Origin of the sequence: Flavobacterium sp. CAU 1735, from assembly GCF_039888695.1 — a bacterium.
Classification (GTDB): Bacteria; Bacteroidota; Bacteroidia; order Flavobacteriales; family Flavobacteriaceae; genus Flavobacterium.
Window position 1 is genome coordinate 1,036,638 of the sequence record NZ_JBDQQQ010000001.1, and the last position, 25,093, is coordinate 1,061,730.

A 25,093-nucleotide genomic window follows, 5' to 3' on the forward strand; every position below is an offset into this window, starting at 1 on the left:
ACAATTTTAAATCTTTTCTGGTTGGGCACTAAGCTCCCGTCGTAGTTGTTCCATTCCTTCGGAAGCGGATAAGGCTATGGCTTTAAACGGATTGTTCACATTGTAAATTTGGGCCGGTTTGGGGTCGATATAATACACCGGGGTTGTATGTCGGGTATAATCGATTAATCCGGCGGCCGGATAAACCTGTAGCGACGTTCCGATAATCAGAAAAATATCGGCTGTCTGAACAAGCGCGATCGCTTCATCCATTGCAGGTACGGCTTCTCCAAACCAAACAATATGCGGTCGTAACTGGTGTCCGTTGCTGTCGTTGTCGCCCAAGTGAAGATCGGTTTTCCAGTCCAGAATAGTATCGGTGTCAACAGTGCTGCGTACTTTGAGTAGTTCGCCGTGTAGGTGTAAAACGTTGCGGCTACCGGCTCTTTCGTGTAAGTCGTCTACATTTTGAGTGATTATGTGTAGGTCGAATTCGGCTTCCATTTCGGCCAGAATCCGGTGGGCATTGTTGGGCTGTACTTCAAAAAGTTGTGCTCTTCTTTTGTTGTAAAAATCCAATACCAATGCTTTATTTTTGGCCCATCCTTCCGGACTGGCAACATCTTCAATATTGTAACCTTCCCATAATCCGTCGGCATCGCGGAAGGTTTTAATACCGCTTTCCGCGCTGATTCCGGCTCCGGAAAGAACGACTAATTTTTTCTTTAAGGTCATTAATTTATACTTTTCCTAAGGTATATAATTGCTCTAAAGTAGGTGCGGCACTACCTCCGGCTGGTTCCAGTGTGATACCAAATCCTTCGGCATCGGTAGCGTTGTCGACTTTAAATATTCTGGATTTCCCGATTTCCGTTTTTTCCAGTAATCCAATACTTGTTGGAGTGAGCGGATCCATTTTTAATGACCATACCTGATACACATGTCCTTTAGGTGGTTCCGGTAATCCGGATGCATCTACATATACTGAATGATCATTCTGATTCCAGTATATTTTGGCTTTGGCTTCCGGAGCAACCGCCTGACCGGCAAGTGCTACTACTTTATTGTTTTCGTCTTTAAAGAGGTTAAGTAGGGTTTCATTGTTTTTATTTTGCTCTTCTAAGGTGACAACCGATTTTTGTAAATCCTGATTTTTTTCTCTGCTATCTTTAAGCAGAATATCGTTTTGGTTCATCTGGAAATACAGGAAGCCGGCTCCTAATAATAATAGGAACGATGCTGCCCAACCCAAATAGGCCGATTTGTTGGATTTCGGTTGCATCGTTACTACGCTCGTTTCTCTCTCGAGTAATGCTTTTCGGATGGTATTGAATGTCTCCAGGGACAAATTCGGTGCGACGCTATACGAAAGGTTAATGATAGCCTTTTCGATGCTTTCGATCTCTTGTTTTATTTCCGGATATTCATTGGCGTAAACCTGTACTTCTTGGTTTTCCGATTCGGACAGTTTTCCAAAAATGTACAGTTCCAGAACTCCGGATTCTATGTATTCTCTAGTGTTCATTATACTCGCAGTAAGTTTCTTAATTCGTTTATACAGTTTCTGTTTTGTGTTTTAACCGTTCCCAAAGGAATTTCCAGTGTTTCGGAAACTTCCTGTTGTGTATAGCCTTTAAAAAATAAGAGGTCAATCAGCTGTATACATTTGGGTTTTAGTTTTTTTACAAATTCCTGAATTCCAATCGTATCGATCTTGTTCATGGTTCTTGCATTGTCATCGAGTATATGTACGAAATTGTCAGAAGATAAGTTTTTCTGATTATTGTTAAAGTTTTTAGAACGTAACCGATCGATAGCGCTGTTGCGGGCAATATTGAGAAGCCAGGTAAAAAAACGACCTTTACTTTCGTCGTAAGTATCCAGATTTTTCCAGATTTTAACAAATGTTTCCTGAAGGATGTCCTCGGATTCTTCCCGGTCTTTTAACAGGTTATAAATAATACCGTACAGACTTTTGGCATAGCTGTCGTATAAAAGCGTAAAAGCTTTGTCGTCTTTTTTGTAGATTTGCGCTAGTAATTCTTCTTGTGTCATAAGAGTAATTTAACTTCACTAAAGTTAGTAAAGAAATTTAACAAATTCATATTTTTTTAATGGAACCGCTTTTTTCCGATATCTCCTATTTAGATTATTTAGAAAATTTTATTACCGAAAACCGTAGCGAAGGCTTTAAACGGGTGTTAGAAAACCGTACCAAGCACTTTACAGTGGCGGTCGAAGATTTGTACCAATTGCACAATACGAGTGCTGTAATGCGTAGTTGTGAAGTCTTCGGAATACAGGAATTACATGTAGTTGAAGAACGTTTTGGTAAAAAAATCGATAAAGAGATCGCGATGGGCGCTCAGAAATGGGTGGATATCAATCGTTTTGATTCCAATCAGGATTGTATTACCAATTTAAAACAAAGAGGTTATCGGATTATTGCAACCACACCGCATGATAATGATTGTTTGCTGGAGGATTTTGATATTACGCAACCGGCGGCAATTTTTTTCGGAACGGAACGACTCGGGTTGTCGGATGAAGTCATGCAACAGGCTGATGGTTTTTTAAAAATTCCGATGGTTGGTTTTACTGAAAGTTTGAATATTTCGGTATCGGCGGCGATTATTCTGCAAAATATTTCGACGCGATTGCGTAATTCCGACCTGGATTGGAAGCTGTCGGATGCCGAAATGATCGAAAAACGAATTGACTGGGCTCGAAAATCGATTAAGGATATTGATTATATCACGCGCTTATATCTGGAGAAAAATAAAAAAGAGGACTAAATCCTCTTTTTTTATTTTATACTTATTTTTTTCGTTTTAAGATCTTATAATCTTCATAACAGCTACTAATCGCTTCCATGATTTGGAGATCGTTTGCTGTTTTGATAAAGGTTTCCGAATAATTACAGCGTTGTAAGATTTCGTTGATTTCCTTCGGATCGATTCCCAAAAGCGAAGCCAGGGTTTCTTTGTCGAATTTGGAAGCCAAAAGGTTTTTGACCACATCGTCTTTTTTGATTTCCTTTAACTTGCTCATTTCTTTCGGTTTTTTTCCAAAGAAATTATAGAGTAAATCGGCAGGATTAAAAAGTGATCCTAAGACGCGGTTAATTTTATTAGGAGAGTGATCACCGGCTTCATAACCGTATGGTAATCCCGAAATCGGATAACGGAAATTTTCATTTAACGGTAAAATTTTGGTGTCGACTTCCAGATAACCTGTTAGCTGGTATTTATTGATTACGACTTCCTCCAAAGCATAGGCCTTTTCGGTTAAGCGGATCTTGGTGTTTTTGTTTTTAATCCAGTCGTTGGTAACCCGTATTTTAATTGATTCAAATCCAATAAAAGAGAAGTGAATCGTGTCGTTAACTTTGGCTTCAATGGTGAATTCACCATGTCCGCTGGAAGTGGTTCCTTTAACGGTATTAATGTTAACAATATTGACGTTACTCTTGGGTAATAAAGTCGTAGCGTTCACTACTATACCGGAAACCGTTGAGGGGGTTTCCGTTTCCTGTGCGTAGGAAGCAAATGTTAGTAGGGTAAATAAAAAAACTGCAAAAAATCTCATACGGGTTATTAGATTGGTCTAAAAGTAAGGGATATTTTGCAGTTTTTAAGTTATATTAGAAGAAAATTAACAAAAGAATTAGCTTCTTCTAGGGCGTTTTCCGCTGTTGTTGTTCGAAGAACCTTCGGAACGACGCGGAGAACGGTCTGATCCTGATCTTCTTTCATTTCGTAATGGTCGGTCACCGAAATCATCTTTTCTTTCCGAACGACCACCGCCAAAACTACGCTCTCTTCTTGGTCCTCTGTCACGATCGCCACCTCTGTCGCGGTCACCACCTCGGGAACGGTTGCGATCACCGCCACCGCTACGTCCGTTATGGTCGCGTCTTCTGTTGTTGGAACCACCGTCGTTTTTAGAAATTTCCACGTTGATTTTACGTCCTTCCAAATGAATGTTGTTTAAAACATCCATTACTTTTTCAGCGTATTCAGAATCGGTATTAAAGAATGAGAAACCTTCTTTTACATCCACTTTAAATAAATCGTCACGACCTAATTCTAAAGTGTCACGTAAGAAGTCTTTCAACGTCATCCAGTCAAAATTATCACGGGAACCGATGTTGATAAAGAAACGTACCGCTCCGTCAGACGGGATACTTCCTGCATCTTCACGACGTTCACCAGCATTTTGAGCGGATAAATCACGAGATTTTTTATAGTAATTGATAAAACGGTTGAATTCTACCGAAACCATTTTCTTGATTACTTCCTCTTTTGTAAGGTCTTTCATTACCTCATAAATAGCTGGAAGGTAGGCATCGATTTCATGGTCAACTTCAACGTCTTTGATTTTATTCGCTAAGTGGAATAACTGAATTTCGCAGATTTCAATTCCGGAAGGAATTGGTTTTTCTTCGAATTTCGTTTTGATGATACGTTCGATTTGTGAAATTTTACGCAATTCACTTTTCGTAATGATCACCATTGATGTTCCGGATTTTCCGGCACGTCCGGTTCTACCGGAACGGTGTGTATACGTTTCGATTTCGTCCGGTAACTGGTAGTTGATTACGTGTGTAATATCGTCTACGTCAATACCACGAGCCGCTACGTCGGTAGCAACTAACATTTGGATCTGACGACCACGGAACGATTTCATTACGCCGTCACGTTGTGCCTGAGAAAGGTCACCGTGTAAAGCGGCAGCATTATATCCGTCTTCGATTAGTTTTTCAGCAACAGCTTGTGTGTCTCTTTTGGTACGACAGAAGACAACCGAGAAAATATCCGGGTTAGCATCAGCCAGTCGTTTTAAAGCCGAATAACGGTCGCGGGCATTTACCAGGTAAAATTCGTGCGAAACGTTTTGTGAACCAGAGTTTTTGTGACCCACTGTAATTTCAAGTGGTTTACGCATAAACTCACGTGCAATACGCGCTACTTCCTGTGGCATGGTTGCCGAAAACAACCAGGTACTTTTGTCTTCCGGTGTATCGGATAAAATGGAAGTGATATCATCATAAAATCCCATGTTTAACATTTCGTCGGCTTCGTCAAGAACACAGAAATTAATGTTCTTAATGTTTACCATTCCTCTGTTAATCATGTCCTGCATTCTTCCTGGAGTGGCCACGATAATCTGTGCGCCTCTTTTTACATCTTTCGCCTGTTCGGTAATGCTTGCACCACCATAAACGGCTACAGTGTGAATTCCTTTAACGTATTTTGAATATTGTTTAATCTCATTGGTGATCTGTAAACAAAGTTCGCGTGTTGGCGATAAAATTAATGCCTGAGTCGTTCTGTCCTCAGCGTCAATCTTTTGAATCAGTGGAAAACCAAACGCAGCGGTCTTACCTGTCCCGGTCTGTGCCAATGCAACTATGTCTGTGTCTTTTTCCAATAATAGGGGAATCGCCTTTTCCTGTACCTCCGACGGATTTTCAAATCCTAGATCTTTAATCGCCAGCAGTAGCGATTCATTCAATCCTAATTGTTCAAATTTATTCATTCGTTATTTTTAAATTGGGGGCAAAGTTACTGTAAATTAACGAGATATGCTAATATGTTTTCGATATTTATGCTTTTGTTTTTTACTGATTTTCAATAAGTTATTGTTTTGATGCCAACTTCATTGGGCTTTCCGAAGGTTTTCAATGTCAAATTGATGAAATATTGGTTCTAATTTGTGAAATTTTTAAACAGAATTTTCGGCAAAATTTAACAATGACATTTCTGTAATCCAAACTTTTACCGCACTATTGGTTTAAAAAAGCAACCAGTTGTTTTACGGCTTTTCCACGGTGACTGATGCCGGATTTTTCTTCCATTTCCAGTTCGGCAAATGTACGGGTGTCATTTTCGGGTACAAAAACCGGATCATAACCAAAACCGTTGCTTCCTTTTCGCTCGCGGATAATCGTTCCGTTGATAATACCGGTAAACAGCTGTTGCGTTCCGTTGAGGTTTAAAGCAATCACGGTTTTAAAATTAGCCTTGCGGTTGTTTTCTGTTTCCAGTTCCGACAGTAATTTGTCGATATTGTCGTTATCGTTTTTATGATCACCGGCATAACGGGCCGAAATAACACCCGGAGCACCGTTTAGTGCGTCAACTTCCAGTCCGCTATCGTCTGCAAAACAGTTATAGCCGTAGTGTTCGGTAACGTAATTGGCTTTTAAAATGGCATTGCCTTCAATGGTATCGGCTGTTTCCGGAATGTCTACATCGCAATGGATATCACTTAGACTTAAAACCTGAATGGAGTCGGGAAGGAGTTGCTGAATTTCTTTAATTTTGTTGTGGTTGTTGGATGCGAAAACCAGTTTCATACTCGTTGGGAATTTGTAGTTTAAGCACACAAAGATAATTCAAAAAGCATTTTTGTATCACAAACTGAGGCAAATAATTTTGTAAATTTAAAGGACTTTTCGAAGCGTTTTAATCCCGCAAGTTTCGGGTCGGAAAGCGTTTTTTCGGCGATTACCTTTGTAAGGTGAATTCCAAATATATACTCATGAAAACACAGGAACAATTTCAGTTTGACCGAATTGCAAAGGCAATCGACTTTTTGCATCATAATTTTAAAACACAACCGTCATTGGACGAGGTGGCTTCTTTTGTCCATGTGAGTCCATTCCATTTTCAAAAACTATTTACCGAATGGGCAGGTGTGAGTCCGAAGAAGTTTTTACAATATCTTACAGTGGAACACGCCAAAAAAATGCTTAAATCCAGTCAGCTTACCTTATCCGAAGCGGCCTTCGAAACCGGACTTTCCGGAACCGGACGCTTGCACGATTTGTTTATCAACATCGAGGGAATGACACCCGGAGATTATAAAAACGGTGGCGAACAGTTGCGTATCAATTATAATTTCGACGAAAGTCCGTTTGGGACGTTGTTGATGGCTTCCACCGAAAAAGGAATCTGTCGGCTTGTTTTTGCCGACGATCAGGAGTTGGCATTACAGGAATTAAAAGCGGAATTTCCCAATGCGTCTTTTACCAATCAGACCGATACTTTTCAAAAAGACGTACGTTCGTTTTTTGGCAACGACTGGAATGAATCGCATACTGTAAAATTACACTTACGCGGAACGGATTTTCAGCTAAAGGTCTGGGAAACGCTGTTAAAAATACCGATGGGACAGTTAACGACCTACGGTGATATTGCCAAAAGTATCGAAAAACCGAGAGCTTCACGAGCAGTGGGAACGGCAATCGGAAATAATCCGGTGGCGTTCTTAATTCCGTGTCATCGCGTAATTCAAGCTACCGGAATGATTGGTGGTTATCATTGGGGAAATGCCCGGAAAAAAGCCATTATCGGATGGGAAGCCTGTCAATCGGATCTTTTACTACAGGAATAATGGAGACTATATTGGAACAATTGCAGGCTACCGATTGGGATCGGGTGGCCGGAATGATGCATGAAAAAGGATACGCCGTATTGTCGGACATAATTCCGGAATCGGTTTGTGATACCTTGATCGGATATTATCCGGAAGATAAACGGTATCGGAAAAAAGTAGTGATGGAGCGGTATCGCTTTGGACAAGGCGAATACAAATATTTTGATTACCCGTTACCGGATCTGATTCAGCAATTGCGGACTACGGTTTATGAAAAATTGGTGCCGATTGCCAATTTATGGATGAAAGCATTACAGATAGACCGGCAATTTCCCGGAAAACACGAGGAATTATTAGCGCTTTGTAAGGCAAACAACCAGTTGAAACCTACGGTATTGGTACTGAATTATAGTGAAGGCGGTTTTAATACCTTGCATCAGGATTTGTATGGCGATGTCTTTTTCCCGATTCAGATTGTGTTGTTTCTCAATGAACCTGAAGAAGACTATACCGGAGGCGAATTTGTGCTGACCGAACAGATTCCCAGAGCACAATCAAAAGCGATCGTCTTACAACCAAAACGTGGTGATATGCTGATTTTTACGACAAACTTCCGCCCGGTACGCGGTACAAAAGGCTATTATCGTGTAGCGATGAAACACGGTGTGAGTGAAGTTCGAAGCGGAAAACGGTATACGATGGGAATCATTTTTCACGACGCGATCAGTTAAAGATGTGGCTACACGAACAACTTCCGGATACCGAACTACACCGTCGGATCCGGAAACAAAGCATTATCTTTGGAGGAAATAAAAAACTGAAAATTGTTGGACGTTTACATTGTGCATCCGGCAAAAGAATGAAAAAAATAAACCGGGTATTTTTTGCTTCAATGGAAGAAGCGGAAGCGATGGGATATCGGCCTTGTGGTCATTGCATGCGGGAAGCGTATCAACACTGGAAAATAAAACAACAACTATAATGGATTTATTCAGCACCGGAGAAATCGAAAACATACTGCCATATGACGGGGAAGTGTACTATCACGGTTGTATAATCAACGGTCGGGAAGCACAGCAGTATTACGATCGTTTTATGGAAACCATCGAATGGCGCAATGACGAGGCGGTTGTTTTTGGGAAGCTGATCCAGACCAAAAGAAAAGTGGCCTGGTATGGTGATCATCCGTTTCAGTATACCTATTCCAATACGACCAAAACGGCTTTACCGTGGACGGAAGAATTAATCGCCTTAAAAAAAATAGCCGAAAATGTAAGCGGTACGACTTTTAATTCCTGTCTGTTAAACCTCTATCACGACGGACAGGAAGGAATGGCCTGGCATAGCGATAGCGAAAAATCCCTTGGTGTGAATACCGTGATTGCGTCGCTAAGCTTTGGAGCCGAACGCAAGTTTGCCTTTAAACACAAAACAACTAAAGCTACGGTTTCGCTGGTATTGGAAGCCGGAAGCCTACTCATTATGCAGGGAACCACCCAAACCCACTGGTTACACCGTTTGCCGCCAACAACCAAAGTGATGCGTCCGCGTGTAAACCTCACTTTCAGAACTATTGTGGATCAGTATTGATAAAATCCGGGATTTGTTAAAAAAATAGGAAAATAGAAATAGAGCGAATCGTTATTTTATGATTAATTTTGTTTTTTCTTTGAAATAGAAGAATTTTCGGAGTTAAACGAAAAAAAATGGTTAGTGAAAAAGGGGAAAATTCCCCTTGTAATAGTTTCGCCAAGCCTGTAATTTTGCTTTTAAATCAATAAACCCATCTAAAAATGAACACAATGGTGAAACCTACTCAATTAATTTCTTTTGAAAAAGGGAAAGAGTTGAACAAAAATTACAATGAACAAAGAGGTGCTTTAGTTACCGAAAGATCCGGATTGGAAGATGCCAATGCCTTTTGGTTTTCTATTGAAGAGCTGGAGCGTTATATCGCGTATGTAAAAGAAAATGCTGTCGAAAAAGGCTTTTCGGTAGACGGTATTCGTATTTATCTGGGTGTTTATCCGGAAACCGAAGAGAAAAATGCGGGTTATACTACCGTATTTTTAACACCAACCGGAACGATCAACGACGAACAGGGAACCCGAGGAGGCGCTAGTCTGCAAGGTAATGCATTGGACATAACAACTATAGAACCTTTGAATTTCGGTTCCATGGGGAATCCTCCAAAACTCAATTACGGTGGATAACGAATGTTGGCAGATCTAAGATTATATACTGTGTTTCTCGCCTTATTATCGGGAATGTTTGGCATTATTTACTGGTACAAACTTCCGAATAATAAGGCAAAGTTTTTTGTATTATCCATATGGCTCTCGGCAATTACGGAGCTAACCGGAATTTTTTATACGCAAATAACCGGGCAGGTTAACTATATGGTTTTTAATATCTATATGTTTATTATTCTGCCGTATTATATACTGTTTTTAAAATCCATTTTACAACAACCTAAACACAAACAGGTTGCGAACGTATGCTTTGCGCTTTTTTTGGTGTCAGTATTCGTGAACCTCACCTTTTTTCAGGATGTGGTAGAAGAAGTCTGTTTTAACAATTTTGCCATTGGTGTGGTGATGATTCTGATGTTGAGTTGCCTTTACCTGATGGAACTGTTCAACTCGAATCTGATATTATCCATTAAAGACACGATTTTTTTCTGGTTCGTATTGGGAATATTACTTTTTTATGTTCCCTTTTTACCATTTATGCTCTCTTTACGTTGGTTTTTATCTGGAATCCACGAAACAACTTATAGCTTGATCATTTTCTTTTTAAACGTATTAATGAACACCAGTTTTATCTTTGGTTTTATATGGAGCAAAAAGAGATACCATTATTGATCATTTCGTTTAGTATCGTGCTTTTAACCTTGTTGGGCACGTTACTGGTCTTTTTCCTGTATTTTCAGAAGAAAAAGTCGAAATTCCTAATGGATAAAATGGAAGCAGAGTTGTTTTTTAATTCCGAGTTGGCCAAATCACGAATCGAAATCAAAGAGCAAACCCTGTCGAATATCAGTCGGGAGCTACACGATAATATCGGACAAATTTTATCGGTTGCGGTGATGCAGCTCAACCTGATGGTGGCTAAAATCGATACCGACGATAAGCATGAACTCGATGAGGTACGCAAGCTTGTTAGTAAATCGCTGGACGAAATCCGTATGGTTGCCAAATTGATCAATGGCGATGTGGAACTGCAATCCGGCTTTATTGATGCCGTAACCGAAGATCTGAACCGAATTACCAAATTGAAAATCATTAATGGTAACCTGAATATATCCGGGCAAATACAACCTATTGATCCGCAACACGAAGTGATCATTTACCGGATATTACAGGAAGCCATTTCCAACGCCTTAAAATATTCGCATAGTAAAACCATCGATGTGGATATCTGTTTTGACGCCAAGGAGTGTATTATCGAAGTAACCGATTCCGGAATCGGTTTTAACAATGCCACCGTGGCCAAAGGTTCCGGATTGGCAAACATGAACACGCGGGCCCGATTAATTGGCGCCGCTTTTTTGGTTTCGTCCCGTCCGAACGAAGGTACGAAGCTCAAAATTGTATATCCTTTGGAAAAAGGACGCAAAGAGTAAAAAAATCCCCTTACTACTATGAATAAAATAAAAATTGTAATTGTTGACGACCACTTGCTGTTTTCCCAGTCGTTATCGTTCCTGATAAACAGCTTTAAAGAGTTTGTGGTCTGCGGAAATTACAACAATGGAAAAGATTTCCTTACCGGACTAAAAGCTATGGATGAACTTCCGGATCTGGTATTGCTCGATGTCAATATGCCGGTTATGGATGGCGTGGAAACCATGAGACGCCTCAAAGAAGATTACCCGGGTTTACGGGTATTGGCGTTGTCGGTAAACGATGACGAAGACACGATCATTAAGATGATCAGTAACGGTGCCAGTGGTTATTTATTAAAAGATACCCATCCGAATATGTTTCGGGAGGCATTGCTAAAAGTACACGAAACCGGGTATTTCTATACCGAAATGGTTTCAGGTGTTTTGATCAATAAATTAGAAGCCGGTAATAAAGCCAGTTTAAAAGAACGCGAACTGGAGTTTATTCGCCTGGCCTGTACCGAAATGACCTATCGCGAAATTGCCGATGAAATGTGCCTGAGTCCGAAAACGGTGGATGGCTACCGGGAAAATCTTTTTCAGAAACTGGAAATAAAAACCCGCATCGGACTGGTGTTATACGCAATGAAAAACAAAATCGTTTGTGTATAGTGGGTACGATTGCTGCCGATACGGGGAAGGGAGGAAACGGTTAACCTGAATTTAGGTTCAGGTTGTATATTTTTGATACGCTCTGGCCAACTTTTCGTCGTATTTGTTCGCTTTATAGCCTTCGCCATTATAACGGTAGGCAAAAGTGTCCCAGTCTTTATTTTGTAAAGCAACGATCAGGTTGTTCGTTTTCAGAAAACAGCCAAAAGCAGTAAGGTGTTCCCGTTCATGTAGGTACATTTTACCAACAAAACTGTCCATACTGTCATACCCGATTGGGATGGCATTAAATCCCATGATCTGGAAAACGCCCCAGGAGGCGGAAGCATGAGCGGCATCGGTAAGATTTAATCCCGGAATAAGTGCGGCAGCTTTGGCCAAACGTTCGTATTCCCGCGAACCGCCCTGATAGTATTTTTTGGTCCATTTTTTATATAAAACATCCTGATTTTCCGGTCGGACATAGGCTTGCGGATCAATATTCCGGTGTTCCAGTTCCTGCCAGAAAATATGACCTTCGAATAAAATCTTAGGTCGGCCGTCGATAAGAAAGCCTTTTCCGCTGCTTTCGATTTCGTTTACCGCCTTAATACAAGCGAGTTCCACCTGATAGTCATTGGCAAAATCGATCAGATCCTGTTCGGAAAGTAATTTGTCGTTATACTGCGTCAGCGTACTGTTTTTCTCGAAAAGGCGGGACCAGGTTTTAATACCAACGATCCCGTCTACAACAAGGTTATAGTCGCTCTGAAAGCTTTTTACGGCTTCATCAACCGCAACAGTAAAAACGTCCGAAACCATAACCGGATAGCCCATTCGGACCAATATCTCGCATAAAGTGGTCACTTCGGGGCCTTTTGAATGCAATCGGACGGTTTTCATGATCCGGATATTTTAGGGATTTGCGGTAATTTTTCGCAGACCATACCAATCAGGAAAAAACTGTCGTAGGTAACCGATTCCGGTGCCAGGGCATATTCTTTGGTCACGGTAAACAGGTTCTCGATTTTGAGTTCGGTTTCAAAAACTTTATAACCGTCTTTTTTGATCTTAACCTTATAGTTTCCTACCGGAAGCTGGAATTCGATCGCCCCGTTTTTATCCGATTCGATTTCTTTAAACGTATTATTATTGGTTCCGATGATCGATATCTCCGATTTATAGACACTTTGTCTGGAAACCGAATCGGTAACGGACAAAATCACCGTAGTTAGGGTTTTGGCCGGAGTAGGATCTTTAATGACTGGCGTAAACAATATCGGATTGGTACGGATAAAACGTTTGATGCCCCAAACGGTATTCGAGGTTTGCGGTAAAGGTGTCGGAGCCGGAGCCGGATCGGTTGACGGCATCATTTTGATACCCGGAGCCATAGTAGTTTTGATCAACGGTTGTTTGATACCCGCCAAAGCCTTATAAATAGGAGCGGAAGCAATTGGTTTGATCGGTGGCGTGGTAACCGGTTCCGGTTCGAATGGAGCGGGTTCGTCCAGTGTCGCTTTGGTACTGTAATATTTGACGTTATTCGATTCCAGCGTTTCCTTGTTTTTGATTGCCTTGATAAAACGGACATTCGTACTGGCATTGGTAAACAACTGGTTTTTCATAATGATCGGACCAAAATGTATCAACTGATCAATATTGCTGACAACCGCATCCGAAATATTCGGATCGATGTTAATTTTCAGGTTTTTGATCAGAATCATTTTTTTTGGAAAAGCCGATAGCAAGAAATCGTTACTAATGGTTTGTCCGTCGGATACCGGTTGTTTGCCGTTCCATTTAAAATACTCCGACGTAAGTGTTGGCAGTGAAAACCAGTTGCGAAGCATCGTTACGATCGAAAATTCCAGTTCGATTCCAATAATGTTTTTTTCGTCATAATCGATCGAAATCACCTCGTCCGGAAAGGCATCTTTTTCGTTTTTCGCCATTTCATATAGGCTATCCAGTTCTTTTTTATCAATCGAAAGTTTGATCCAGCCACTGTCGTTCGACATAAAATCGTAAGGAACGAAATTAATATCGTGATACGACTCCAACGATTGAATTCCGGTTTTCCGGGACATTTCCATCGTATTCCGCGAGTTGGTCAGATTGGCCAGGAAAATTTCCAGTCCGTCCTTGCTGTTGATTTGTTTTATGGCTTCTTCGATCTGTTTTTTATAACCGAGTAGTTTATGATCAACAGCCATTTTTTCTTTTTTCAACAGGATTACGTTTAGTTTTTCCAGCCAGATGTTTTTTTCGTCATCCGAAAAAGCATCATCATAGGTGTTTACATGGGTTTCCCATTCGCGAAGCAGTGTTTCATATTGCGTCAGGTATTTGTCATAGGCTTTCTTTTCCTTGGTCGGTTTCCCTTTGGCATCGTATAAAACCTTTTGCGCTTCTTCGTTTACCGTTGCGATGGCGTTGGGCGAAAGTCCCTGATCGGCATTGATCAGCTCGCCGTAAACGTTAAACAACGTATTGGCCGGATTGACATCCCAAAAAGTATCCGAAGCCGGTAAGGAGTTTAACTGGAACGAAAGATCCTGCTTTTTGAGTAAACCTTCCCCTTTTAACGGATCGTCCAACAGGATTTGCGGCAGTAACAATTTGATTTCATCATTTTCATAGATCCGTAGCGACGGACAAATCAAAGCCAATTCGGATGGATTGGAACTTTGCGATTTATAGTATTCCTTTATTTTCTGGAATAAAGCGGTATAATATTTCATAATGTGTTTGCTTAAAGAAAGGAATTCCAAATACCGGAGTTGGTATTTGGAATTGCCTGGAATTATAAGGATTAATTAACTTCTACCCATTCGTCATCTTTGATCGATGGAAGCGGGTTAGGTGATAAATCGAGGATGTTACATTTTCGTCCGATCAGTAAAATTCCTTTCGACGACATTCCTTGTTCCGATCTTTCTCCGGAAGAATTCACACGGGTATCGTCGTAGCCATAGCTTCCGCCAATCGAAAACAATCCGAAGTGAACTCCGGCACCGGCACCGACATGGTTTTCTACTTTTTTGTAAGAATCACTTCCTTTTTTAAATCCGATTTTCAGATCGGTAATAAAGTAAAGTTCCGTGGTTACGGCCGGCATTAATCCGCCACCGTTTCCGTCGCTCACCATTTGGTTGTTTACGACATCCTGACCGGTTTTAGAGTATTTCCAGAATCGGGATTTGATAAAAGTGGTACCCAACCACGGACGCGTAATAAAGCATTTACCCAGTTTAAAGCTCATTTCAAAGTCGTTGAAATTATAGCTGGAATCGATTTTCTGATGCGATCCGCTGGCTGTTCCGCCAAAAACGCCAAGGTAAGAAGCCGCAGCCGACCAACTGTGTTTGGTGTTTTTATAACTCGTATCGTAACTCGATTTTGTAAACTTATAGTCTACCCATTGTGTCGAATTGGCTAAAGTTGTCGCCGGTAGCGGAGCCGAATAGTAGTAGGTATTCATACCGCCCAATCCGGTTCTTTTAGCCGCCAGCAATTCCGATTCGTATCGTTTTTTAACGGTGATAAAGTTGCTGCTTTCGATTTCGTCGATATAGTTCATGGTTTTTTCAACGGCACCTTTATACCCCATCGATTCCCATCTTTTCAACGCATCGTCACGTTTTTTGATATAGTTTTTACCGGAAATGGTCATCTCGGCCATGGCATCCGGATCCTGAAGATCCACACGTCTTTTTAACTCCGCCAAACGATCGTCGGCATCATAAAACAACGCTTCATATTCCAGGTATTTAACGTATTTCGGCGATGGGAAAGTGTTGAAAACATATTTCGGGTTATCGTCCGGATGTTCCGGCATACTGTCGTCATAATCCGGATTTTTTAATTTTTTGATGGTGAATAATTCCCCTCTTAATTTTTCCAGTTTTTTCTCGACTTTAGGATCGATTTTGGAATCTTTTACGACACAAAATTCCATGATATCGCTATAGACGTTCGATACGGTATGATCATTTTGTGAACTGAAAATGGTAAACTTACGGCTGCCGTCTTTATCCTTTTCCGGGATATTGCTTGGAATCTGATCCACCAGTCGTGCAAATTCTTCTGCATGGGCATAAGCCGAATATTTTTTCTCGTTACGAAGGTCGGTATACTCTTCGTCGGTCATTCCTTCCAGTTTTGGTGCGCTACCGGTAAACCCTTTGTGTGCATATTCAAAAGCAGTTTTGTCGATTACGCTGGCTACCGGTTCCCAGGCCACAAAATTATTTGGGCCTAACATTTTCGGATCGCCTCCGTTGGTTAATTTTTTAAATACGTCTCCTAAGATAACGTTCATGAATTCGGTTTCATCCGGCATAGGTGTGAATGTTCCCATAGTGTTTGATTGTTTTGATTGATGATTTCCTACTCTGTTCCGGGCTTTTCGGATACCGCCCTGATTGGATTAACTGTTCGATTTTGATTGATGTCCTTTTTAAAAGGATGGATTAGCGCCCCACATTGATTTTTGTATTGACGATTTTATTGTGAAGGTTAAGCGCGATAGCACCCAATACAACTTCGATGATTCCTAAAAAGGTCAGGATGTTTCGTCCGCATACGATACAAATAGGTTCCGGAATCGGTTTTCTTCCGATAATGATGATTACACCTCCGATAATAATGATGATCACCATCACTGCTCTAAAAATTAATTTGTTGTTCATGATTTCAATGTTTTTAATGAATGTTATTTTTTCGTTTACCAATCGAAGGATTTGACCTCCGTTTTTAATGGTTTTGTTTGTTGGTGTAAAATTGCATTAGTTCAATGTGCTGAAAAAGAGGATATTCCCGTATTTTAAACGGGGATATATTCCCTTGCGATAACGGGAAATTCACCCATAAAAGGCCTCCCTAAATTTGGTTAGATGAATTTATTAAGTTATTGATTTGTAGGGTGTTGTGATTTTTGTCGTTTTTGAGGAGGTTGTGAAGAATAGTAAAACCCGGTTTTTTAAAAAAGGCGGAAATCCGGTTTGGACATAAAAAAAGCCGTTGATTTCCAGAAAAATCAACGGCTTTTTTTAAAGCGTTTTTGACGTTATTTTAAATTGTTTTTTTTAGGAATACAGTAAAAGTACTACCGGAACCGAGTTCACTTTCTACAGTGATCAATCCCTGTTGGGCTTCGATAAATTCTTTACTAATGGCCAATCCGAGGCCGGTGCCTTCTTTTTCCGAGCCCGGAATCCGGAAATAACGATCGAAGATTTTGCCGGTATATTGGGACGAAATACCGAGTCCGTTGTCTTTTACAATGATTTTTACATACGAATCGTCTTCGGAAAGTTGTACCTGTATGTTTGCGTTTTCATACGAATAGCGAATAGCGTTTGTGATCAGATTGGAAACCACCCAGGTTGTTTTTTCCCGATCGGCCCAGACATCGGGAATCGAATTGGGAAATGCCGTAAAAAGTTTGATATTTTTCTGTTCGGCGAGTTTTTGTGTAGCGTCCACGGCTTCGGTTACAATTTGAAGGACATTGCTTTTTTCGATTTCCAATTGCGTTTTTCCGGTTTCCACCTGTGTGATGTTGAGCAATTCACTGGTAGTACGTAACAGACGTTTGGTATCGTCCTTAATACTGGCAATCAAATGTTGTTGTTCTTCGTTTAGCGGACCGATGCTTTCGTTTTCCAATAATTGCAGACTCATTTTCATCGAAGCGATTGGTGTTTTAAACTCATGGGAAACGGTAGCGATAAAATTGGTTTTCGCATAATCGAGTTCCTTATATAACGTAACATTGCGCAGTATGATAAAAGACCCGATTTCCTTTTTTTCGGTTTCTCCGGTAGGCGTGATCACAATCGGGACGATCTGCTTTTCGAAATAACTTTCTTTGTTATCGGCATAGATTGTCAGGGTTTCGTTTTTGGAATTATTGACACTATTTCCGGCCAAATGCTGAATCAGGGAACGAATCAGATCGTTATACACCGCGATATCCTGAACGGGTTTTCCGATGATATCCGCCGATTTGAGCCCGGATATTTTTAACGCTTCCTCATTGGCAAACAGAATCTTTTGGGTATCGTCCAATCCGATTACCGGGTCGTGCATATTGTTGATCAAGGTTTCTATCCGTTTCTTTTCCATCATTAAACGGGCAAGACTGCTATCGCTGTATTCCTGTAGCTTTTCGGCCATCGTATTAAAAGAACGCGCCAGATCGCCAAATTCGCTATGTCCTTCAAAATGAACCCGTCGGGAGTAGTTTTTACCGGCAATCTGACGGATACTTTCGGTCAAGTCTTTTATCGGATCGGCAATCGTACTTGGCAGGTTGATCAATAATGTAAAAGCAATGATAAAACACATGGAACCGGTAATGGAAATCCAAAGAATCGCCCTGTCGGCTGTTTGGGAAGCTACAATACTTTTCCGTTGAATGGAATCCATATTGAGTTTCATAATGGCATTCAGGTCGTTTCGAATCAAAAGAATAACCGTTTTATTATCCTGTTGTTGGATAAATGTTTGGCTATCCTCGAGTAGGTTTTCGGTTAGTTCTTTTTCGCCAATTTCGGTAATATTCCGGCTTTGGAGTTCGAGATAATACTGGAATTTATCGAGTGACTGTTTGTCGGTTTCAATTTTGTCCAGTTCTTTTAGCATGTTCCGGGAATAATCGAGCGAATTGTAATTGTCGACCAGTATATTTTCGGTATCGTTCGCCAACGTATGCAATTGTCGTACGCCCAATGCGACGAGAAGTACGATCAGGAAAAAGAGCAATCCGACACCGAGGGTCAATTTGGTTTTTATTTTCATTTGGCGTTAACTTAAAATGATCAGGTCAATATCACTCGAAGATAGTTTATTCAGCAATTCTTTAAAAACGTTTGTCGAAAGAATAATTTTTAGGAAATTCATACGCGGTTTACCAATACAAACGGTGGTTATTTTTTTGAGTTCGGCCTGTTCGATAATGGCTTTGGAAATTTTGGTGTGTTCAATTTTTAGTACTTCGCCACCGAGTTCCGTAGCCAGCTTAAAATTGTTGATCAGGTGACGTTGTTTGTCCAGTGCAATCTTATCGGCGCTTTCATCCGGAAGTTGCACATAGAGTACAAACCATTTGCTGTTATAATAATTGGCGAGCCGCGCGGTTTTTCGAATCACCCTTTTGGCTGTTTTTTCGTTACTGCTAATACACGCCATCAGCTTTTCCTGTCGGATGTTTTTGTTTTTAATGACTTCCGTTTCGACTTTCCGTTCCACCTGACTGGCGACTTCCTTTAAAGCCAGTTCGCGTAACTGCAGGATGTGTTCGCCTTTAAAGAAATTACGTAACGCCATTTCGATTTTTCCCGCTTCGTATATTTTTCCTTCTTTTAAACGGGTAATCAGCTCGTCGGCGGTTAAATCGATATTCACTACCTCATCGGCCTGCGCCAACACACTGTCGGGAATCCGTTCTTTAACCTCGATCCCGGTAATATTTTTAACCGATTCGTTTAGGCTTTCGATATGCTGGATGTTTACGGCACTGATCACATTAATACCTGCATCGAGGATTTCGATTACATCTTGCCAGCGTTTTTCGTTTTTACTTCCTTCGATATTGGTATGCGCGAGTTCATCGACAATCACGACTTCCGGACGGAGATTAATAATCGCCTGAACATCCATTTCTTCGAGTTCTTTTCCTTTATAAAATAGTTTCCGACGCGGAACAACAGGTAAACCCGCGAGTAGCTCGTGGGTTTCCTTACGGTTATGGGTTTCGATAAACCCGATTTTAATGTCGATTCCGTTTTTTAACAGGGAATGGGCTTCCTGGAGCATACGATAGGTTTTGCCCACACCGGCGCTCATCCCGATATACACTTTGAATTTTCCCTTTCTTGATTTCCGAATCAAGTCGAGAAAATGTTGTACGTTATCTTCTCTGTTATTTTCCAAAATATGCAGTTTTAAAATGAAACGGCCAATGAGGTAACGGCAACAAAATTATAGGTAACCGGTTCTGCATCGCGGGTAAAAATAGCCTCTTTACTGTTTAAGTTACGGGCTTCTATGCGCCATACGACGTTATCCATGATTTTGTAATCCAAATTTACGGAATATCCGAATGTCTGAAACCCGTTTGGTGTACCGGTACTGATAATAACCCCGTTTTTATCGGAATAATATTCACCGCGTGCCGCCAGACTGATTTTATCCGTAGCATTGTATTTTACAATGACTACAGGCGAGTACCAAATGTTATAGCTGTTGCTGTGTTTTTCTTTTTGTTCGGCTCCGATGTCAAAGCCGGTGATCAATCCCCATTTCGGGTCTAGTTGGAACTGACCGTAAAAATTGTGAAAATAGCGCATGCGTTTCTCCACCGCAGGTTTGTCGTTTCCAATAAAAGAACTACTGTTTAAAGTAACCTTACTGCTGGGTTTATAGGTAACCTGATGACCAAAAGCCAGCGATTTGTTTCCGTCGACGCGCTGGATACGTTGCCAGCCATTTAGCACGAGTCCGCTAATAAACCATTTCTGACTTGGTGACGTATACGATATCTTCGCACCACTTTCATAATACGGGGAGTTATCAGCAAGGATACTTCGGGTTAATGTCCAGCAATCTTTACTAACAGCACTTTCAAAACCGATGTGGGAAGCAAAAATCCCGGCATCAACCCAAAGATTGTGTTTTTCGGACAATCGGATTCCGGCATTGGCTTCGTAAATGTTTTTTAAGACTCCGGCTTCCGTTGCAAGATTAGCATTGCTATAGGTTCCGGCCATGATAGCCAGATTGGCACGTACCTGGTCTTTTTCGTAATTCGCTTTGATGTAACCCAAATTCAGGTTGACTTCGTTATGACGGTTATGCGAATAAATAAAGCCCGGACGCGTGTTGTTTTCCGGTGCATTCAGATCGTAAGCATAATAGGTTTCAAGGTAGCCACTAACAGTTAAAGGCGATTTTTTTTCCACATTGTCATTTTCGGTTTGTGCCTGTAAGCCAAAGGAAGAAACGAATGCGATTAAGGTCGAATGAAAAATTTTGGTAGTCATTAGGATTGTAATTTATCGAGGGCGATATTTAATTGTAAGACATTGATTTTTTCAGGTCCGAAAAGACCCAATACCGGTTGTTGTGTGTTTTGTGTAATTAATTGATAAAGCTTTTCGGGTTCGATGGCACGGATTTTAGCGATACGGTTCACCTGAACTTTGGCCGCCTGTACCGAAATATCCGGATCCAATCCGCTACCGCTGGCGGTAACCAATTCTGCCGGAACATCACTTTTGGAAACACCGGGATTCTGAATCAGGAAAGTATCGATTCGTTTTTGAACCTCAGCCAGGTATTCCGGATTGCTTGGACCTTTGTTACTTCCGCCGGATCCGGCCGCATTATAGTTAACAGCCGATGGGCGGGAATTAAAATAGTTCGGAGCGGTAAACACCTGTCCGATATTGGAATAATAAGTTTTACCTTTATAGGTTACGATTTCCCCTTTACCATGATTGGGTGCCAGTTGCGCAATTCCCCAGATAAACAGGGTGTAGATTCCGGCAAAGAACACGATACAAACCAGTGTTAGTTTGATGCCGGATAGGATATGATTTTTCATGATTTTTAATTTAAGTTGTGTTTAAAAGAACAAGGCGACCATCATATCGATGAGCTTGATTCCGATAAAAGGAACGAGTATCCCACCAAGGCCATAAATCAGCAGGTTGCGACGTAACAGCGCCGAAGCACCGATTGGTTTATAAGCAACTCCTTTTAACGCCAGCGGAATCAGGAACGGGATGATCACCGCGTTAAAGATCACGGCCGATAAAATGGCCGTTTCCGGACTGTGGAGTTTCATAATATTCAATCCCTGTAAAGCCGGAATCGCGGTGATAAACAAGGCCGGGATAATGGCAAAATACTTCGCCACGTCGTTTGCAATACTAAAGGTCGTTAGCGTACCACGAGTCATTAGTAACTGTTTTCCGATCTCGACGATTTCAATCAATTTGGTTGGATCATTATCCAAGTCGACCATATTACCGGCTTCTTTGGCCGCTTGCGTTCCGCTATTCATCGCAACACCCACATCGGCCTGAGCCAGTGCCGGCGCATCGTTTGTACCGTCGCCCATCATGGCTACCAGTTTTCCTTTTTGCTGTTCGGCTTTGATATAGTTCATTTTATCTTCCGGTTTGGCTTCGGCAATAAAATCATCCACACCGGCTTTTTCTGCGATAAATTTGGCCGTAAGCGGATTGTCTCCGGTGACCATCACGGTTTTAACACCCATTTTACGCAATCGTTCAAATCGTTCGCTGATTCCGGTTTTGATGATATCCTGTAATTCGATTACCCCGATAACCTTTTCATTTTGCGCCACTACCAGAGGTGTGCCTCCATTCCCAGAAATTTTAGTTACGGCATCGGTAATCTCCTTAGGAAACGGAAACCCTGCATTTTCACTTAGTTTGCGAATGGCATCAAAAGCCCCTTTTCGGATTCGGGTACCTTCGGTCAGATTGACACCACTACAACGGGTTTCGGCTGTAAACTGGATCAATGTCGCGCCTTTGATCGATAGATTTTGTGTCAATTCTTTCCCGGCCAGTTCCACGATGGATTTTCCTTCGGGCGTTTCATCGGCTAAAGAGGACAAGGCGCAGGCTCTTATAAAATCATTTTCAGGGATATCCTTTACCGGGTGAAAATGCGTTGCTTTTCGGTTACCGATGGTAATGGTTCCGGTTTTATCCAGTAACAATACATCGATGTCACCGGCCGTTTCCACCGCTTTACCGGATTTTGTGATTACATTGGCGCGTAACGCACGATCCATACCGGCAATCCCGATCGCCGACAACAAACCGCCAATAGTAGTAGGAATCAGACAGACAAAAAGGGAAATAAAAGCGGCAATCGTGATCGGAATGTTGGCATAATCGGCAAAAGGTTTTAGCGTAACACAAACGATGATAAACACCAGTGTAAACCCGGCCAACAATATCGTTAGAGCAATTTCATTTGGCGTTTTTTGTCGGGAAGCACCTTCTACGAGTGCGATCATTTTATCGAGGAAACTTTCCCCGGGTTCGGCAGTTACCCGAACCTTGATTTTATCGGACAACACTTTGGTACCGCCGGTTACGGAACTTTTATCACCGCCGGCTTCGCGAATCACCGGGGCACTTTCGCCGGTAATGGCACTTTCGTCAATGGTAGCAAGCCCTTCAATAATTTCACCGTCGGTTGGGATATTATCGCCGGCCTCACAAATAAAAAGATCGCCTTTTTTTAGACTGGACGACGGAACGATGGTGATCTCGTTCACATATAGTTCGCCAACCTGTTCTATTTTTTTGGCAGGGGTTTCCTCTCGGGTTTTTCGTAGGCTGTCGGCTTGAGCTTTACCACGCGCTTCGGCAATGGCTTCGGCAAAATTGGCAAACAACAGTGTAAACAGCAGTATTAAAAACACCGTGAAATTATAGGCAAAGCTACCCTGTGCCGTTTCTCCGGTAAGAATCCAAAGGGATACGCCCAGCATCACTGCAGTACCGATTTCGACGGTAAACATGATCGGATTCCGGAAAAGGCTCGCCGGGTTGAGTTTTACAAAAGATTGTTTCAACGCTTCCAACAGCAATTCTTTTTGAAACAAAGACTGATTTTTGGTTTTCATGGTATTGTTTTATTTCATTGAAAAATATTCCGCAATAGGACCGAGTGTCAGGGCAGGGAAAAAGGATAACGCAGCGATGATCGCAATCACAGCAAAGGTCATCAGTCCGAAAGTAGCCGTATCGGTTTTTAGGGTTCCGGCACTTTCCGGGATATGCTTTTTAGCGGCAAGTATACCGGCAATCGCTATCGGGCCAATAATAGGCAGGAATCGGGAAAGTAGTAATACGATACCGGTCGTGATGTTCCACCACGGATTGTTATCACCCAGACCTTCGAAACCGCTACCGTTATTGGCTGCCGATGAGGTATATTCGTATAATATCTCACTAAATCCGTGGAATCCGGGATTATTTAGCGTACTGGTACCTTGTTCCGGAAAAGCGGTAGACAAAGCGGTACCGACTAAAATCAGAAATGGGTGTAATAGTGCGATGATCATTGCGATTTTCATTTCGCGGGCTTCGATTTTCTTACCTAAGAATTCAGGCGTACGTCCCACCATCAATCCACTGATAAATACCGCGAGGATGATAAAGATGTAAAAGTTTAGAATCCCTACGCCACAACCGCCGTAAAAACAGTTCACCATCATGGCTAATAACTGATTCATTCCGGAAAGCGGCATCGCACTATCGTGCATCGAATTGACCGATCCGGTCGAAATCACCGTGGTAGCAATACTCCAATATCCCGAAGCCGCGGCTCCGAATCGGGTTTCTTTTCCTTCGGTAGCACCCTGAGTTGTATTGATTCCCATTTCGGTTATCGCCGGATTCCCGTTCATTTCCGTAACTATTGTCGGAACGGCCAGCGCCAGAAAACCGATTGTCATTACCGAAAAAATCATCCAGGATAATTTGCGGCGGTTCAGATAAAAACCAAGGGCGAAGATCATCGCAAAAGGAATGATCATCTGAGCGACCATTTCGGTCATATTGGTTATATAATTTGGATTTTCAAAAGGATGTGCGGAATTGGCTCCGAAAAAACCGCCTCCGTTGGTACCAACGTGCTTGATTGCGACAAAAGCCGCAGCCGGCCCGGTGGAAACCTGAACCGTATCACCCTGTAAGGTCGTCATCGTATCTTTACCGTTAAACGTCATCGGCGTACCGTTCCATAAAAGGATTACAGCCGTGATCACGGATACCGGTAGGAGGATTCGGATACAGGATTTAATAAAATAGTTGTAAAAATTCCCCAGTTTTTCGGTAGTACGCTCTTTTAAAGCGTTAAACAACACCGCTGCGGCTGCCAGTCCGATCCCAGCGGAAACGAATTGCAGGAACATTAAAAACAACTGACTCAGATAGCTGACACCGGTTTCTCCGGAATAATGCTGTAGGTTACAATTAACAAGGAACGAGATGATGGTATTAAAAGCCAGATCGGGCGCCATATTCGGGTTGTGATCCGGGTTTAACGGTAACCAACCCTGACCAAGTAATACGGCCATTCCGAGGACAAACCAGACCACATTAATCGCCAGTAAAGCAATCATATGCTGTTTCCAGTTCATTTCTTTTGAGGCGTCTATTCCGCTGGATTTAAAGAATAATTTTTCGATCGGATTAAAAACCGGATCAAGTATCGTTTTTTGTCCCGAATAGACTTTAGCAATGTATTTTCCCAATGGCAGTGCTGCTACCAGGGTGATGGCAAACATTGCTATGATTCCTATAATTTCTGTATTCATCATTTTAGTTTTTGGGTTTTAGAATTTTTCGGGCTTTAGCAGGACATAACAGATATAGACAAAAACGGCCAGTGCTATAAAAAATAGTAGTATCA

Annotated in this window: 25 protein-coding genes; 9 read left to right on the forward strand and 16 right to left on the reverse strand. The window is 41.7% G+C overall.

The genetic code is table 11. The features are described 5' to 3' along the window. Positions 1-6: 6 nt before the first annotated feature. From AAFN64_RS04870 to AAFN64_RS04880, 3 genes are read right to left on the reverse strand one after another with little or no spacing between them, the layout of a single operon-like run. Complete coding sequence (locus tag AAFN64_RS04870; protein ID WP_347759458.1) at positions 7-714, reverse strand: NAD-dependent deacylase; 708 nt, start codon at positions 712-714, stop codon at positions 7-9. Between the two features lie 4 nt (positions 715-718). Further along, positions 719-1,504, reverse strand: coding sequence for an anti-sigma factor (locus AAFN64_RS04875; RefSeq protein WP_347759459.1), 786 nt, complete (start codon positions 1,502-1,504; stop codon positions 719-721). Further along, positions 1,504-2,034 (reverse strand): sigma-70 family RNA polymerase sigma factor, encoded by a 531-nt coding sequence (locus AAFN64_RS04880; RefSeq protein ID WP_300485580.1) that lies wholly within the window; start codon positions 2,032-2,034, stop codon positions 1,504-1,506. The genes AAFN64_RS04875 and AAFN64_RS04880 overlap by 1 nt, the downstream gene beginning before the upstream one ends. A gap of 59 nt (positions 2,035-2,093) precedes the next feature. Between AAFN64_RS04880 and AAFN64_RS04885 the strand changes: the two genes are divergently transcribed. Continuing rightward, positions 2,094-2,774, forward strand: a complete 681-nt coding sequence (locus AAFN64_RS04885) for an RNA methyltransferase (protein ID WP_347759460.1) — start codon at positions 2,094-2,096, stop codon at positions 2,772-2,774. Positions 2,775-2,796: 22 nt separating this feature from the next. Here AAFN64_RS04885 and AAFN64_RS04890 read toward each other — a convergent pair whose 3' ends face one another. The 3 genes from AAFN64_RS04890 to AAFN64_RS04900 form a co-directional block, all read right to left on the reverse strand. Beyond that, complete coding sequence (locus AAFN64_RS04890) at positions 2,797-3,567, reverse strand: carboxypeptidase-like regulatory domain-containing protein (RefSeq protein ID WP_300485586.1); 771 nt, start codon at positions 3,565-3,567, stop codon at positions 2,797-2,799. A 78-nt stretch (positions 3,568-3,645) separates the two neighbouring features. Then, positions 3,646-5,520 (reverse strand): DEAD/DEAH box helicase, encoded by a 1,875-nt coding sequence (locus AAFN64_RS04895; protein ID WP_347759461.1) that lies wholly within the window; start codon positions 5,518-5,520, stop codon positions 3,646-3,648. 247 nt (positions 5,521-5,767) lie between these two features. Beyond that, entirely contained in the window at positions 5,768-6,340 is a 573-nt protein-coding gene (locus AAFN64_RS04900) for a non-canonical purine NTP diphosphatase (RefSeq protein WP_300487733.1), read from the reverse strand. A gap of 185 nt (positions 6,341-6,525) precedes the next feature. On the opposite strand from AAFN64_RS04900, the gene AAFN64_RS04905 reads away from it, so the two are divergent. The 8 genes from AAFN64_RS04905 (at position 6,526) to AAFN64_RS04940 (ending at position 11,641) form a co-directional block, all read left to right on the forward strand. Beyond that, a complete protein-coding gene (locus AAFN64_RS04905; RefSeq protein ID WP_347759462.1) occupies positions 6,526-7,380 on the forward strand; it encodes a methylated-DNA--[protein]-cysteine S-methyltransferase in 855 nt (284 codons plus the stop codon). After that, positions 7,380-8,093 carry a 2OG-Fe(II) oxygenase gene (locus AAFN64_RS04910; RefSeq protein ID WP_347759463.1) on the forward strand — a complete coding sequence of 238 codons (714 nt, stop codon included), beginning with the start codon at positions 7,380-7,382 and terminating at the stop codon, positions 8,091-8,093. The genes AAFN64_RS04905 and AAFN64_RS04910 overlap by 1 nt, the downstream gene beginning before the upstream one ends. A gap of 2 nt (positions 8,094-8,095) precedes the next feature. Next, entirely contained in the window at positions 8,096-8,344 is a 249-nt protein-coding gene (locus tag AAFN64_RS04915) for an Ada metal-binding domain-containing protein (RefSeq protein ID WP_347759464.1), read from the forward strand. Beyond that, complete coding sequence (locus AAFN64_RS04920) at positions 8,344-8,952, forward strand: alpha-ketoglutarate-dependent dioxygenase AlkB (RefSeq protein WP_300487721.1); 609 nt, start codon at positions 8,344-8,346, stop codon at positions 8,950-8,952. The genes AAFN64_RS04915 and AAFN64_RS04920 overlap by 1 nt, the downstream gene beginning before the upstream one ends. A gap of 212 nt (positions 8,953-9,164) precedes the next feature. Then, entirely contained in the window at positions 9,165-9,575 is a 411-nt protein-coding gene (locus AAFN64_RS04925; protein ID WP_300487718.1) for a hypothetical protein, read from the forward strand. A 3-nt stretch (positions 9,576-9,578) separates the two neighbouring features. Continuing rightward, positions 9,579-10,226, forward strand: coding sequence for a hypothetical protein (locus tag AAFN64_RS04930; RefSeq protein WP_347759465.1), 648 nt, complete (start codon positions 9,579-9,581; stop codon positions 10,224-10,226). After that, entirely contained in the window at positions 10,199-10,987 is a 789-nt protein-coding gene (locus AAFN64_RS04935) for an ATP-binding protein (protein ID WP_347759466.1), read from the forward strand. The genes AAFN64_RS04930 and AAFN64_RS04935 overlap by 28 nt, the downstream gene beginning before the upstream one ends. Before the next feature lie 18 nt (positions 10,988-11,005). Further along, positions 11,006-11,641, forward strand: a complete 636-nt coding sequence (locus AAFN64_RS04940; RefSeq protein WP_347065551.1) for a response regulator transcription factor — start codon at positions 11,006-11,008, stop codon at positions 11,639-11,641. Positions 11,642-11,698: 57 nt separating this feature from the next. Here AAFN64_RS04940 and AAFN64_RS04945 read toward each other — a convergent pair whose 3' ends face one another. From AAFN64_RS04945 to kdpA, 10 genes are all read right to left on the reverse strand, one after another. Then, the gene (locus AAFN64_RS04945; protein ID WP_347759467.1) at positions 11,699-12,523 is read right to left on the reverse strand and encodes an N-acetylmuramidase family protein; all 825 of its coding nucleotides are present in this window, start codon (positions 12,521-12,523) and stop codon (positions 11,699-11,701) included. Next, positions 12,520-14,364: a carboxypeptidase-like regulatory domain-containing protein gene (locus tag AAFN64_RS04950; protein WP_347759468.1), complete on the reverse strand. Its 1,845-nt coding sequence runs from the start codon at positions 14,362-14,364 to the stop codon at positions 12,520-12,522. Before AAFN64_RS04950 ends, AAFN64_RS04945 begins: the two co-directional genes overlap by 4 nt. A 71-nt stretch (positions 14,365-14,435) precedes the next feature. Further along, positions 14,436-15,983 carry a hypothetical protein gene (locus AAFN64_RS04955; protein WP_300487701.1) on the reverse strand — a complete coding sequence of 516 codons (1,548 nt, stop codon included), beginning with the start codon at positions 15,981-15,983 and terminating at the stop codon, positions 14,436-14,438. 112 nt (positions 15,984-16,095) lie between these two features. Further along, positions 16,096-16,314 (reverse strand): hypothetical protein, encoded by a 219-nt coding sequence (locus AAFN64_RS04960; RefSeq protein ID WP_136402626.1) that lies wholly within the window; start codon positions 16,312-16,314, stop codon positions 16,096-16,098. Positions 16,315-16,696: 382 nt separating this feature from the next. After that, positions 16,697-18,427, reverse strand: a complete 1,731-nt coding sequence (locus AAFN64_RS04965; RefSeq protein WP_347759469.1) for an ATP-binding protein — start codon at positions 18,425-18,427, stop codon at positions 16,697-16,699. A gap of 6 nt (positions 18,428-18,433) precedes the next feature. Next, entirely contained in the window at positions 18,434-19,561 is a 1,128-nt protein-coding gene (locus AAFN64_RS04970) for a sensor protein KdpD (RefSeq protein WP_347759470.1), read from the reverse strand. Between the two features lie 11 nt (positions 19,562-19,572). Then, a complete protein-coding gene (locus tag AAFN64_RS04975; protein ID WP_347759471.1) occupies positions 19,573-20,670 on the reverse strand; it encodes a porin in 1,098 nt (365 codons plus the stop codon). After that, positions 20,670-21,233, reverse strand: a complete 564-nt coding sequence (locus AAFN64_RS04980) for a K(+)-transporting ATPase subunit C (protein ID WP_347759472.1) — start codon at positions 21,231-21,233, stop codon at positions 20,670-20,672. The genes AAFN64_RS04975 and AAFN64_RS04980 overlap by 1 nt, the downstream gene beginning before the upstream one ends. Before the next feature lie 21 nt (positions 21,234-21,254). Continuing rightward, positions 21,255-23,300 carry a potassium-transporting ATPase subunit KdpB gene (gene kdpB, locus AAFN64_RS04985; protein ID WP_347759473.1) on the reverse strand — a complete coding sequence of 682 codons (2,046 nt, stop codon included), beginning with the start codon at positions 23,298-23,300 and terminating at the stop codon, positions 21,255-21,257. Positions 23,301-23,309: 9 nt separating this feature from the next. After that, positions 23,310-24,998, reverse strand: coding sequence for a potassium-transporting ATPase subunit KdpA (kdpA, locus tag AAFN64_RS04990; protein ID WP_347759900.1), 1,689 nt, complete (start codon positions 24,996-24,998; stop codon positions 23,310-23,312). Positions 24,999-25,093: the final 95 nt, after the last annotated feature.